This window comes from Serratia quinivorans (assembly GCF_946227985.1).
Classification (GTDB): Bacteria; Pseudomonadota; Gammaproteobacteria; order Enterobacterales; family Enterobacteriaceae; genus Serratia; species Serratia quinivorans_A.
The window spans coordinates 39,827-53,638 of record NZ_CAMKGL010000005.1 but is presented as its reverse complement, the minus strand read 5'-3'; the positions used below and the strand labels follow the sequence as shown (position 1 = coordinate 53,638).

The following is a 13,812-nucleotide window of genomic DNA, read 5'->3' as shown; positions in this document are numbered from 1 at the left end:
CAGGTCAGTATACCTCTGTCTTTCTAACTGCAGCGTTGTTGGCTGCATTCGTTCACCCCAGCCACTTGGTTTACCAAGCTCTTGGAGACTCACGAACTAGCCGCCTAGCTGCCGTATGAAAGCCAGTGGGTATAACGCGCCCCAAATGGCGCAGTAAAAGCGGGGGATTGTAGCGGCAGAGCGGTAAGAAATCAGCAGGTAACCGGATTTATTACAGGGAGATTGATCCTGGTCATAAGAAAAACGCGCGATGGCGGCCATCGCGCGTCGCTCAGATGATGTTATGCGCTCAAATCGCGCACGTCGGTGTTCGGGCCGTTTTTGATTACCGACTGAATGCCGTTTTTTGCAGCAGCTTCAGAGCTGTACATTTCGCTGACGCCGATCACCTGATGGTTTTTGGCCTTCAGCACAAAGTAAGGCTGATTGCTGGTGCTGTGCTTGAGTTCATATTGCGCTTCGTGGGGGGAATTGGTTTGCACCGAGGCAATGCCATTCTCCGCCGAGGCCTTGCTGGCGTACATCTCACTGGCCAGAATGATTTCGCCATTACTGGCTTTCAGGTTGAAGTGGTACTGTCCATTTTTTGCTTTTTTCAGCTCATAGTGACCGATTGCCATGGTTCCTCTCCTGTGGGTTCCGATAAGTGATGTAAGTGTAGCCAATAGCTTGAAATTGGGCGGCTAATAAACCTGACTTGCGCACCATAGCGCAAAAAACAGGCGATTTTTTTGCGCCGGCGTTGAGTTTCAGCCAGCGAAAAGTGCTGTAGCACGAGTAGCTAATGGCAGATTGTGATGCTGAAAGCTTGCGCAGCGTGCCGCATTATTGCCAAGGCAGTATTTCACCGGCGGCGATGACGCGCTAAGGTTGGCCCGCTGTGCAAATGGCGGTTAAAAAATAAGCACAGCATCTTGGCATCGAAGCTCAACAGGCATATGCTTAGGCCTATGCCTGTCAGAGGAGATGAAAATGGAAAGGATCGCGAAGCTGTTTAAAAACGGCAGAAATCAGGCGGTGAGATTACCCGTGGAATTCGAATTCGATACAGATCGCGTGTATATCCGCCGCGATCGGGAGGGAAACGTGATTTTATCGAAATATCCGGCGAAACCTGATAGCTGGGCTCCGCTGCTGCAAATGATCGCACAAACGCAGGTACCGCAGGACTTCCTGACCGCGGAGGATCGTCAGCAGGGGATGGCCACCCGCGATCCCTTTGCCGGGGAAGAATAAGCATGTATATGTTTGATACCAATACGGTCAGCCAGCTCTTTCGCCGGCACCCTCGTCTGCTCGGCTTAATGGAAAAGATCCCGCCTTCTGCGGTCTGCATTTCCAGCATTACCGAGGCTGAATTGCGCTATGGCGTCGCCAAACGGCAGAGTCTGACGCTGAAAGCGACGGTTGCGGCATTCCTTGATTCCGTGACGGTCTATGCCTGGGACAGTGAAGCCGCGCATTGCTATGGCACTATGCGGGCGGAGATGACGAAAAACGGGCGGGCGATGGGGGCTTTGGATCAGCTTATCGCCGCACACGCGCAGAGCCGCGGTGCGACGATCGTGACTAACGATAAGGCGTTCACCATGGTGCCAGGCCTGGCAGTGGAAGACTGGACTTAAAGCCCATTCACCAGCCGGCAAGGCTCGGCTTCCCAGCGATAGCCCACGCCGTACACCGAACGGATAAAGGACTTCTCGCCGTCGATCAGTTCCAGCTTGCGCCGCAGGTTTTTGATATGGCTGTCGATGGTACGGTCGGTGACGACCCGGTAGTCGTCATACAGATTATTCAGCAGTTGTTCGCGTGAGAACACGTTGCCCGGCTGGCTGGCCAGCGTTTTCAGCAGGCGGAATTCGGCGGGGGTGAGATCCAGCATCTGGCCCTGATAACTCGCCTGAAAGCGCGGTTCATCAATGTGAAGCTGGGTTTCTTCCTGCGTATTGTCCAACGGGCGGTAGCAACGACGCAGAATGGTTTTCACCCGGGCGACCACTTCACGCGGGCTGTAAGGTTTGCAGATGTAATCATCTGCGCCGATCTCCAGCCCCAGCAGGCGATCGATCTCCTCGATTTTTGCCGTCACCATCACCACCGGAATATCGGTAAAGCGGCGCAACTCGCGGCAAACCGTCAACCCGTCGCTGCCCGGCAGCATCAGATCCAGCAGGATCAAGGCAGGGGAATGGGCATGTACCGCCGGCACCACCTCGCTGCCATTGGTCAGCCAATGCGTGGCGTATCCCGCAGCCTGCAGGTAGTCCACCAGCAGTTGGCCAAGCTTGGGTTCATCTTCAACAATCATAATTTGCAACGGTTGATTCTGGGTTTCCATCATGACGCCTTATTCATTACCGGGGTGGCGAATTCTACAGTAATCCGCACGCCGCCCAAAGGCGAGTGCTGTGCGTAGATTTTCCCGTTGTGGGCTTCCACGATGTTTTGACAGATCGACAGCCCCAGTCCGGAGCCCCCGCTGGCACGATTACGCGAACCTTCGGTACGGTAGAAGCGTTCGAAAATGCGCGCCAGTTGCTCGTCATTGACGCCCGGCGCGCTGTCCTGCCAGTAAATCCGCAGGCTCCCCGGCAACGGCTCTGCACCGATTTCCAGCTTTCCGCCGGCGTCGGTATAACGCAGACTGTTCTCCAGCAGGTTGTTAAACAGCTGATTAAGCCTGTCTGGATCGCCAAACAGCGGTGCCTTTTCAGGCAACAGGGTCACGATTTCCAGCCCTTTGGCGCGGAACCGGTCGCGGAAGCTGGCGACCGCAACTTGCAGCAGGTGCACGCAATCGACCGGTGATTTACGGTAGGCGAGCGCGCCGAGATCGGATAACGACAGCTGGTGCAGGTCGTCCACCAGCTTGGTCAGGGTGGTGACCTCCGCCAGCAATGAGCTGAGCGAGGCCGGGGTGGGTTGGCGCACGCCGTCTTGCAAGGCTTCAAGTTCGCCGCGCAACACCGCCAGCGGGGTACGTAATTCGTGCGAGACGTCGGCCATCACGGCGCGCCGCATCTGTTCATTTTTTTCCAGTGAGGTGGCGAGTTGGTTAAAGTCCTGCGCCAGCCGGCCCAGTTCATCCTGGCTACTGACCACCACACGGGTGCTGAAATCCCCCGCCGCCAGCCGATGGGTACCTGCTACCAGGCGTTTGACCGGTGCCAGTAATCCGCGCGACATCAGCCAGGTCACCGCTGCTGCCAACAGGGTAGAGAGGGCGACAATCATCCAACTGGTGCGTCTTTGCTGTTGGTCGAAGTTGATGTCGGTATTGCGCGTCAATCTCTCAACCGGGGTGGTGATCACCCAGCCGACAATTTCATTGTTGTAGCGGATGGGATGACGCGGGCCTTCCTTTGGCAGCGGGCCGGAATGCCCCACCAGCCGGTTAAACTGGCTGTCGACCACCCAGAACTGGGTACGCCAGCCCTTGGGCGGCAGATTATGGCTGCTGCCGCTGTTTTGTTCGAACGAACGCATGATCTGATAAATCACCTGGTCGTTATTGCGCAGGAAGATCCAGTTGCCGTGGCGGCTGTACTGTTCTTCAAGCGCTTCACTCAGCATGTTGATGCGCTGCTCGTTACTGTTCTTGATGTAGTCGATAAACCCGCGCTCGAAGCTGACACGCACACCCCAGTGCATGGTGATTAACACCAGCATGCAGGTGGCGAAAATCGCCATGAACAGTTTACCGGTAATGCCTATTTTCATTATTGCAACCTCGTGGAGCCGGTGCCCGGCTCTTTGGTCAGCGTACGGTTAGTGGTGGTATCGGCCGGGACGCGGGCAAAGGCCAGCGCGGGCAGGGCGATGATTAACGCCATGCAGCAGTAGCTGTAAATAAACGCGCTGTGGATAGCCGGGCTGTCGGTGACCACCTGGTGATGGGCGAAGCTGCCGATCAGAATACCGGCGATGCTGACGCCGAGGCTCATCGACAGTTGCATCACCATTGACAGCAGGCTGTTGCCGCTGCTGGCCAGCCGGTCCGGTAAATCTTTCAGCGTCAGGGTATTCATCGCCGAGAAGCGCAGCGAGTTGACCATGCCCTGGAAGAACAGCACCACCGGCAGCAGCCAGATCCAGCCGAGCATGGCGACCAGCGGGAAGCTCAGGCTGATCAGCGCCAGCATCAGCGTTGCGGCCACCAGCACGTTGCGGTAACCGAAACGGTTTACCACCCGCACCACGATGCGTTTCATCCCCATGCTGCCGATGATCATCGGGATCATCATCAGCCCGGCGTGGAACGGGGAAAAGCCCATCCCGACCTGCATAAACAGCGGCGTCATAAACGGCAGCATGCCGCTGCCGATACGACCCAGCAGGCTGGCCGTTAGCCCAACCTTATAGGTCCGGGTTTTGAACAACCGTAGCGAGAACAGGGCCCGGCTGTTGCCCTGAGCATGCCACCAGTAACCGGCCAGCGCCGCTACGCCGGCCACCACCAGCCCGGCGATGGCGGTAGCGGACAGCCCCATGCCTTTGTGGCCGTCAAGCGCCAGCGTCAGCGTCGCCATACCGATTGCCAGCAGGATAAAGCCGCTGATGTCGAAGCGCCGGGTCTGCATGCGGTAGTTGGGCATCAGCAGCAGCGTGGCGATGGCCCCGGCGATCCCCACCGGAATATTGATCAGGAAAATCCAGTGCCAGCTGGCGTACTGCACCAAAAAACCACCCAGCGCTGGCCCCATCAGCGGGCCGATTTGGCCGGGCAGGGTGACGAAGGTCATCGCCGCCATATACTGTTCGCGTGGGACAATTTTCATCACCGTCAACCGGCCGACCGGCACCATCATTGCACCGCCGATACCCTGCACCACGCGCGAGGCGATCAGTTCGTTCAGCGTTTCTGAGCGGGCACACAGGATCGACCCCAGCGTGAACAGCACGATAGCGCTGAAGAAGACGCGCTGAACGCCAACCCGATCCGCCAGCCAGCCGCTGGCAGGCAACATGACCGCCACCGTCAGCACATAGGAGACGATCACCGACTGCATGCGCAACGGGTTCTCCCCCAGGCTGACGGCCATCGACGGCAGGGCGGTGTTGACGATGGTGGTATCCAGCGTCTGCATAAAAAAGCCGAATGCCACAATCCAGAGTTGCCACTGTACTGAGGCGGTGTGTTTTATCAGCATCAATCAGCCATTATTGGGGCAAAGGATCCAGTTTCTTGCCGCGACGGAATTTCATCTGCAGCCGGTCAAAATACAGGTAAACCACCGGGGTGGTGTAGAGCGTCAGCAATTGGCTGACGATCAGGCCACCCACGATGGTGATGCCGAGCGGTTGACGTAACTCTGCGCCGTCGCCGTGGCTCAACACCAATGGCAGTGCGCCAAAAAGTGCCGCCAGTGTGGTCATCATGATCGGCCTGAAACGCAGCAGGCAAGCCTGGAAAATGGCGTCATGTGCGCTGATACCGCCGTTGCGTTGTGCATCCAGGGCAAAGTCGACCATCATGATGGCGTTTTTCTTCACAATGCCGATCAGCAGCATAATGCCAATCAGCGCAATCAGGCTGAACGGCGCGCCGAACAGCTCCAGTGCCAGCAGTGCGCCGACCCCGGCAGAGGGCAGGGTGGACAGGATGGTCAGCGGGTGAATATAGCTTTCATAGAGGATGCCGAGCACGATATACACCGTGGCGATGGCGGCGGCGATCAGCAACAGTTGGGATTTCAGCGTTTCCTGGAATACCTGAGCAGTACCGGCAAAGGCACCTCGTACCGTGGCCGGGACACCGAGCGCCGTCATGGTGCGCTCTACGGCGGCGGTGGCGTCAGACAGGCTGCCGCCATCCGGCAGGTTAAACGAGATGGTCGAGGCGGCCGACAACCCCTGATGGTTGACCGACAGCGGTGCATTGGCAGGTCGCCAACGGGCGAAGTAGGACAGCGGGATCGCCTTGCCGTCCTTGTTGATCACGAACATCTTGTCCAGCGAACTGACGTCCTGGGTATAGGGCGGTGCGACTTCCATGACCACCTTGTACTGATTGAGCGGCTGGTAGATGGTCGAAATCTGGCGCTGGCCGAAGGCGTTATTCAGCAGGTTATTGGCGTCTGAAACCGAAATCCCCAGCCGGGCCATGGTTTCTCTATCGTAAACCAGGTCCATTTCCGAGCCTTTGTCCTGCTGATCGGAGTTGACGTCGGCCAGCTCCGGCAAGGCGGCCAGCGCAGTGCGGATTTTCGGTTCCCACTCGCGAAGTGCGGCGAGGTCATCTGCCAGCAGTGTGTATTGGTAGCTGGCATTAGCCTGTCGTCCACCGACGCGAATATCCTGCACCGCCATCAGAAACAGGCTGGCACCCGGCTCTTTGGCCAATTTGGCGCGCAGGCGGGCGATCACTTTCTGCGCGTCATCACTGCGCACCGACAGGGGTTTCAACGAGATAAACATCGAGCCGCTGTTGGTGCGTGAGCCGCCGGTGAAACCGGTGACGTTTTCCACATCCGGATCTTCACGCACGATTTTCATGAAATCTTCCAGCTTAACGCGCATAGCCTGGAAGGAAATGCTCTGATCGGCCTGGATAAAGCCCATCAGCCGGCCGGTATCCTGTTCCGGGAAAAAGGTTTTTGGAATACTGACGTACAGCCACACGTTGAGCGCGATGGTGGCTAAAAACACCGCCAGCACCCAGCGCGAGTGGCCGAGTACCCAGCTCAGCGAACGGCCATAACCCTTTTGCAGCGCCAACAGCATTTTACCGAAGCCGCGTACTCGCCGCTGCGAGCGCGGCGGCTGGTGGCGCAGCAGGTAGGCGCACATCATCGGGGTCAGCGTCAGCGAGATTATCAGCGACAGCCCGATCGACACCGACAGGGTGACGGCAAACTCGCGGAACAGGCGGCCGGGCAGGCCTTCCATCAGCAGCAGCGGAATAAACACCGCCACCAGAGAGACGCTCATCGACAGCACGGTGAAGCCCACTTCACGCACCCCGACCAGCGCCGCATTAATGGGTTTCATGCCGGCCTCGATGTGGCGAGAAATATTCTCCAGCACCACGATAGCGTCGTCGACCACGAAGCCGGTAGCGATGGTCAGCGCCATCAGCGACAGGTTATTCAGACTAAAGCCGCACAGATACATGGCGGTGAAGGAGCCGATCAGCGAGACCGGCACCGCTACCGCCGGGATCAGCGTAGCGCGGCCGGAACGCAGGAAGATGAACACCACCAGGATCACCAGCCCGATGGCAATCACCAGCGACTGCTCGACCTCGGCCAGTGAGGCGCGGATGGTCGGTGAGCGATCCTGGGCGATATTCAATTGGATCGATGCCGGAATATTGTCTTGCAGTGTGGGCAGTTCGGCGCGGATCCGATCGACGGTTTCAATGATATTGGCGTCCGGCGCCCGGCTGATGGCCAGAATGATCGCCGGCTTGGCATTGGTCATCCCGGCGTTGCGCACATCCTGTACCGAGTCATTGACTTCGGCCACGTCGCTTAGGCGCACCGCCGAGCCGTTATTGTAGTGGATAATCAGCGGCCGATAGGCATTGGCGGTTTTCAGCTCGTCATTGGCCTGGAGCTGCCAGCGTTGCTGCTGGTTTTCTACCGCGCCCTGTGGCCTGCGCACGTTGGCATTGCTGATGGTCTTGCGTACGGCGTCAAGCGATATCCCCTGATTGAACAGGGCGCTCGGGTTGAGTTCGACCCGCACCGCAGGCAATGAGCTGCCGCCGACCGAAACGTCACCTACCCCTTCGGTCTGGGCGATTTTCTGCGCCAATTGGGTAGAGGCGAAGTCATAAAGCTGACCCTGACTGTAGGTATCCGAGGTCAGCGTCAGGATCATGATCGGTGCATCGGACGGGTTGACCTTACGGTAGCTGGGGCGGCTTGGCATACCGGTGGGCAACAGGCTTTGTGCGGCGTTAATCGCTGCCTGTACATCACGCGCGGCCCCGTTGATATCACGATCGAGATCGAACTGCAGAATCACCCTGGTGCTGCCCAGCGAGCTCATCGAGGTCATCTCATTGACCCCGGCAATCCGGCCCAGTGCGCGTTCCAGCGGCGTTGCCACCGACGAGGCCATGGTCTCCGGATCGGCACCCGGCAGCGAAGCGCTGATCGAAATCACCGGATAGTCGACCTGCGGCAACGGCGAGACCGGCAGCAGGCTGAAGCTGATCACGCCGCTGATGGCGATGGCCAATGTCAGCAGCGTAGTGGCGACCGGCCGGTAGATGAACAGGGCGAAGAATTTCACGGCAGCTCCTGCGCATCCGGCTGGTGACGAGTATTACGCGCCAGCTTGTCAAACAGCAGGTAGATAACCGGCGTGGTGAACAGCGTCAGGATCTGGCTCATCACCAGTCCGCCGACCATACAAACCCCGAGTGGATGGCGCAGCTCCGCGCCGACGCCGGTGCTGAGCATCAGCGGCAGTGCGCCCAGCAACGCGGCCAGCGTGGTCATCAGGATCGGCCTGAAACGCAGCAGGCAGGCCTGATAAATCGCGTCATACGGCGTCATGCCCTGTTCCCGCTCGGCGGCCAGTGCGAAGTCGATCATCATGATGGCGTTTTTCTTCACGATGCCGATCAGCAGGATGATGCCGATAATGGCAATCACGTCCAGCTCGCTGCCGGCCATCATCAGCGCCAGCAAGGCGCCTACTCCGGCGGTGGGCAGGGTAGAGAGAATAGTTACCGGGTGAATAAAGCTCTCATACAGCACGCCCAACACAATATACATTGCCACCACCGCCGCCAGGATCAGCCACAGGGTGCCGCCCAGCGCTGCCTGGAACGCCAGCGTCGCGCCCTGGAATTGGGTGGTGATGTCTTTCGGCAGGTTGAGGTTTTTTTCCACCAGGGTGATGGCATCGACCGCTTCACCGAGCGAATAATTGCCCGCGACGTTGAAGGAGATGGTGGCCGCCGGGAACTGATCCAGATGGTTAACCGACAGCGGCCCGAAGCGCTGTTCAATTTTGGCGATGGTGCTCAGTGGCACTATGGTGCCGTTGCTGCTGGTCAGGCGGATATCATTCAGCGCCGCCAGCCCTGGCGTAGTGCTGACGTCATGTTCCAGCACCACGCGGTACTGGTTGGCCTGGGTGTAAATGGTGGAGATCAACCGCTGACCGAAGGCGTTGTACAGCGCATTATCCACGTCGCTCATGCTGATGCCGAGGCGAGAGGCCGAATCGCGATCGACGTTGACATAGGCCACCAGGCCCTGATCTTGCCAGTTGCTGGTCACGTCCGCCAACTGCGGCGTTTGTTTCAGTTCCGCCATCAACTGCGGTACCCACAGGCTAAGATCGTCCAGCGACATCGCCTGCAGGGTGAACTGGTACTGGGTGCGGCTGACCTGAGTATCGATAGTCAAATCCTGTACCGGCTGCAGATACAGCTTCACGCCGGGGAACTGGGTACTCATCTGCTGCAGACGGGTGATGATGGCCGGAATACGCTCGCTGCGTTCGCTTAAGGGCTTGAGGTTGATCTGCAACCGGCCGCTGTTGAGCGTGGCGTTGGTGCCGTCGACGCCAACAAACGACGTCAGGCTTTCCACCGCCGGATCTTTAAGAATTTCTGCCGCCACCTGCTGTTGGCGTTCGGCCATATTGCTGAACGACACCGACTGCGGTGCCTCCAGCGTGCCCTGAATAATGCCGTTGTCCTGCACCGGGAAGAAGCCTTTCGGGATCAGCAGGTACAGCAAGACGGTAAGCACCAGCGTGCTGAATGCCACGCCCAGGGTCAGCCACGGGTGGTTGAGCACCGTCTTCAGCCATTTGCCGTAGCGGGCGATAACCCGATCAAAGAAACGCTCGGAGGCGGCGGAAAAACGGTTCTGCTTACGCAACGACTCGTGGCTCAGCATGCGCGCGCACATCATCGGCGTCAGCGTCAGCGAAACCACGGCGGAAATCAAAATCGCCACTGCCAGCGTTACCGCAAACTCGCGGAACAGTCGGCCGACGATATCGCCCATAAACAGCAGCGGGATCAGCACCGCCACCAGTGAGAAGGTCAGTGAAATGATGGTGAAGCCGATTTCACCGGCCCCTTTCAACGCCGCGTCGAGCGGTTTCTCGCCCTTTTCGATATAGCGCGAAATGTTCTCGATCACCACGATGGCGTCATCGACGACAAACCCGGTGGCGATGGTCAAAGCCATCAGCGTCAGGTTGTTAATTGAGAAGCCCAGGAAGTACATGGCGGCAAAGGTACCGATCAACGACAGCGGTACCGCCACGCTAGGAATAATGGTGGCCGGCACGTTGCGCAAGAATACGTAAATCACCATCACCACCAGCGCCACCGCCAGCAACAGTTCGAACTGCACGTCGCTGACCGAGGCGCGGATGGTGGTGGTGCGATCGGTCAGTACCTTGACGTCGACCGATTTTGGCAGGCTCTTGATCAACTGGGGCAGCATCTCGCGGATGCTGTCGGCGGTGGTGATCACGTTCACCCCCGGCTGGCGCTGGATGTTCAGCACAATGGCCGGTTGTTTGTTGGCCCAGGCAGCCAGCCGGGTATTTTCTGCGCCTTGTTCGATGGTGGCGATATCTTGCAGGCGGATCGCCGCACCGTTCTGATAGGCGACAATCAGTTGGCGGTAATCGTCAGCAGACTTCATCTGGTCATTGGCGGACAGCGTGACCGAGCGCGTCGGGCCATCCAGGCTGCCTTTGGCGGAGTTGACGTTGGCATTGCTGATGGCGGTGCGGATGGTTTCGCTGTCCAGGCCGTAGGCGGCAACGGCCGCGGCATTAAGTTTTACGCGCACCGCCGGCCGCTGGCCGCCGGAGAGGGTGACCAGCCCGACGCCGGTGACCTGGGAAATTTTCTGCGCCACGCGGGTTTCCACCATGTCTTCCACCTGAGTCATCGGCATGGCGGATGAAGTCACGGCCAGCGTCAGGATCGGCGGATCGGCAGGGTTAACCTTGCTGTAAATCGGCGGGTAGGGCAGATCGCTGGGTAACAGGTTGGTGGCGGAGTTGATCGCCGCCTGCACTTCCTGTTCGGCGACGTCGAGCGGTAGCTCAAGCTGGAATTGCAGTGTCACCACCGAAGCGCCGCCGGAGCTTTGCGATGCCATCTGTTTCAGACCGGACATCTGGCCAAACTGGCGCTCCAGCGGAGCGGTGATGGCCGAAGTGACCACGTCCGGGCTGGCACCGGGGTACAGCGTGACCACCTGTATGGTCGGGTAATCGACTTCCGGCAGGGCGGAAACCGGCAGGGCGCGATAACCGATAATCCCCGCCAGCAGGATCGCCACCATCAACAGCGTGGTCGCGACCGGGCGCAGAATAAACAGGCGGGATGGGCCGCCGCCGGGGTTAGGTGGCATCACCTGCATCAGGATTTCCCCTGAGCGTGCGATGGTTGGCTCGGCTTAGCCGCTGCCGGAGCCGTCTGCGGCGTCACTACTTCTACCTGCATGCCTTCAGTCAGGCGATCAATACCGTCGGTGACCACCCGATCGCCGGCGTTCAGGCCGGCGGTGATCACCACCTGTTGGCTATCCTGCATGCCGGTGGTGACCAGGTGTTTGTTGACTTTGTTCTCTTCACTCAGGGTCCAGACGAAGTTGCCTTCGTTGCCCATTTGCAGCGCCGCGGGTGGGATGACCATGGCATCGTGCAGCGTCGCCACCTTCAGGCGTGCATTCACAAACTGGTTGGGAAACAGCGCATCGTCCTCGTTGGTGAAACGAGCCTTGAGTTTGATGGTGCCGGTGGTGGTGTCGATTTGGTTATCCAGGCTCAGCAATGAACCGGTTGCCAGTTGATTTTGGTTGGTGCGATCCCAGGCTTCGACGCTGACCGGGCCGGCTTTTTGCGCTTTGAGCAAGTCGCTGATATTGGCTTCCGGCAGGGTAAACACTACGTCGATAGGGTGAGTTTGGGTGATCACTACAATGCCGGTAGTGCTGCCGCTGGTGATGTAATTGCCGACATCCACCAGTTTCAGGCCGACGCGACCGTCGATCGGCGCGGTGATGCGGCTGTAGGTGATTTGCAGTTTGGCGCTGTCGACCGTGCCCTGGTCGGCTTTGATCGCCCCTTCAGTCTGTTGCACCAAGGACAATTGGGTATCCAGATCCTGGCGAGAAACCAGATTGGTTTTGGCCAGTTGTTGGTAACGCGCCAAATCGCGCCGGGCGTTAGCGAGCGTGGCCTGGTCTTTGGCCAGTTGCCCCAACGCCTGGGTCAGTTGCACTTCAAACGGGCGTGGGTCGATTTCAACCAGTAAATCGCCGGCCTTGACCTGTTGACCTTCGGTAAAGTGGACTGCCATCAGTTGGCCGTCAACCCGGCTGGTGACGGTCACGGTGTTGGCGGCGGTCGCGGTGCCCAGCCCGGAAAGATAGCGTGGTACCGTCTGCTGTGTGACGGTGGCCGCCTGCACCGGTGACATCGGTGCCCCGCGTCGGCCACCGGCCGCCTTGCCACTCGCTGCTTGGCGGGCACCCGGCGCGGGTTGTGAAGCGCTGAAGTGACGCCAAATCAGCGTGGCGGCAATTGCCACAATGACCACCACCAGCAGGCGCAGTATCAGTGAACGACGTGGGTTTTTTGCATTCATGGTGGCGAAAATCTCTCCAAAAGGCAGGCGTGCGGGCACTCATTGCCAAAAAAGTTACACTCCTTACAGAATACTAGTTTAGCCAGTCAAGACGGCATAAAAATGAAGGAAATATGGAGTAAGCGTCAGCATTGTCCTAATAAGTTGCAGATTTGTGCATGCCTGCCTTATAAGAGACTTAATCCGGCTTATAGCCAATACGTTTTGGCCTATTTCTCGGTTTGGCGCTAATAATTACCCTGCGAATCATTAATTCCCTTGGAGCATACAATGAGCAACAGAGAACTGGGCCGTTCCGGCATTAAAGTACCGGCATTGACCTTCGGCGGTAACGTGTTTGGTTGGACTGCCGATCGCGAAACCTCATTTAGCCTGCTGGATGCGCTGGTGGAGAACCAGCTCAATTTCATCGATACCGCCGACGTGTATTCCAGCTGGGCACCGGGCAATCAGGGGGGCGAGTCGGAGACGACCATTGGGCAATGGCTGAAAAAAACCGGCAAGCGCGATCGGGTAATTATTGCCACCAAGGTGGGCAAGCCGATGGGCGAAGGCAAACAGGGGCTGTCGCCGCGCTATATCCAGCAGGCGGTGGAGGATTCACTGCGCCGTTTGCAGACCGACTATATCGACCTTTATCAATCCCATGATGACGACCGGGATACGCCGCTGGCGGAAACCCTGGCGGCGTTTGATGCGTTGATCAAGGCCGGCAAGGTGCGAGCGATAGGCGCTTCCAACTATCAGGCCGATCGTCTGGAAGAGGCACTGAACGTCAGCGAACGGGAAGGGTTGGCGCGTTACGAAACCCTGCAGCCGGAATATAATCTGTATGCGCGAGAAGGTTACGAGCAAGGATTGGAAGCGGTGGCGCAGCGCCATGGCCTGGGGGTGATTAACTTCTTCTCGCTGGCCAGCGGTTTCCTGACCGGCAAATACCGCAGCGAGCAAGATATTGGCAAGAGTCAGCGTGGTGACAGAGTGATTGCGCAATATCTTAATCCGCGCGGTTTAAAAATTCTGACGGCGTTGGATAGCGTTGCGGCGAAACATCATACCTCACCGGCGCAGGTTTCACTGGCCTGGCTGATAACGCGGCCCAGCATTACTGCACCGATCGTCAGTGCCACGTCGTTAAAGCAGTTGGATGAGCTGGTTAGCGCCACCCGACTGCGGTTGGATGCCGAGGATATCGGCACTCTGAACCAGGCCAGCGCCTGGTAATC

10 protein-coding genes are annotated in these 13,812 nt (G+C 58.4%); 3 read left to right on the top strand and 7 right to left on the bottom strand.

Annotation, left to right across the window (positions count from 1 at the left end; translation table 11 throughout):
* Positions 1-281: 281 nt before the first annotated feature.
* A complete protein-coding gene (locus OCH02_RS14805) occupies positions 282-620 on the bottom strand; it encodes a YegP family protein (RefSeq protein ID WP_261153149.1) in 339 nt (112 codons plus the stop codon).
* Between the two features lie 352 nt (positions 621-972).
* On the opposite strand from OCH02_RS14805, the gene OCH02_RS14800 reads away from it, so the two are divergent.
* Together OCH02_RS14800 and OCH02_RS14795 are read left to right on the top strand one after the other, a co-directional pair.
* A complete protein-coding gene (locus tag OCH02_RS14800; protein WP_261431878.1) occupies positions 973-1,236 on the top strand; it encodes an antitoxin in 264 nt (87 codons plus the stop codon).
* Positions 1,237-1,238: 2 nt separating this feature from the next.
* Positions 1,239-1,625, top strand: a complete 387-nt coding sequence (locus OCH02_RS14795; protein ID WP_261431877.1) for a type II toxin-antitoxin system VapC family toxin — start codon at positions 1,239-1,241, stop codon at positions 1,623-1,625.
* On the opposite strand, the gene baeR is transcribed toward OCH02_RS14795, so the two are convergent.
* From baeR to OCH02_RS14765, 6 genes are read right to left on the bottom strand one after another with little or no spacing between them, the layout of a single operon-like run.
* Positions 1,622-2,338 carry a two-component system response regulator BaeR gene (gene baeR / locus OCH02_RS14790; protein WP_041418654.1) on the bottom strand — a complete coding sequence of 239 codons (717 nt, stop codon included), beginning with the start codon at positions 2,336-2,338 and terminating at the stop codon, positions 1,622-1,624. The two genes, OCH02_RS14795 and baeR, sit on opposite strands and share 4 nt — an antisense overlap.
* Positions 2,338-3,720 (bottom strand): two-component system sensor histidine kinase BaeS, encoded by a 1,383-nt coding sequence (gene baeS, locus OCH02_RS14785; RefSeq protein ID WP_261431875.1) that lies wholly within the window; start codon positions 3,718-3,720, stop codon positions 2,338-2,340. Before baeS ends, baeR begins: the two co-directional genes overlap by 1 nt.
* Entirely contained in the window at positions 3,720-5,150 is a 1,431-nt protein-coding gene (locus OCH02_RS14780; protein WP_261431874.1) for an MFS transporter, read from the bottom strand. Before OCH02_RS14780 ends, baeS begins: the two co-directional genes overlap by 1 nt.
* A 10-nt stretch (positions 5,151-5,160) precedes the next feature.
* Complete coding sequence (gene mdtC / locus OCH02_RS14775) at positions 5,161-8,241, bottom strand: multidrug efflux RND transporter permease subunit MdtC (RefSeq protein WP_261431873.1); 3,081 nt, start codon at positions 8,239-8,241, stop codon at positions 5,161-5,163.
* Positions 8,238-11,357 (bottom strand): MdtB/MuxB family multidrug efflux RND transporter permease subunit, encoded by a 3,120-nt coding sequence (locus tag OCH02_RS14770; protein ID WP_261431872.1) that lies wholly within the window; start codon positions 11,355-11,357, stop codon positions 8,238-8,240. Before OCH02_RS14770 ends, mdtC begins: the two co-directional genes overlap by 4 nt.
* Positions 11,357-12,586 carry an MdtA/MuxA family multidrug efflux RND transporter periplasmic adaptor subunit gene (locus OCH02_RS14765; protein ID WP_261431871.1) on the bottom strand — a complete coding sequence of 410 codons (1,230 nt, stop codon included), beginning with the start codon at positions 12,584-12,586 and terminating at the stop codon, positions 11,357-11,359. The genes OCH02_RS14770 and OCH02_RS14765 overlap by 1 nt, the downstream gene beginning before the upstream one ends.
* A gap of 270 nt (positions 12,587-12,856) precedes the next feature.
* On the opposite strand from OCH02_RS14765, the gene OCH02_RS14760 reads away from it, so the two are divergent.
* Positions 12,857-13,810 (top strand): aldo/keto reductase, encoded by a 954-nt coding sequence (locus OCH02_RS14760; RefSeq protein ID WP_261431870.1) that lies wholly within the window; start codon positions 12,857-12,859, stop codon positions 13,808-13,810.
* Positions 13,811-13,812 lie beyond the last annotated feature (2 nt).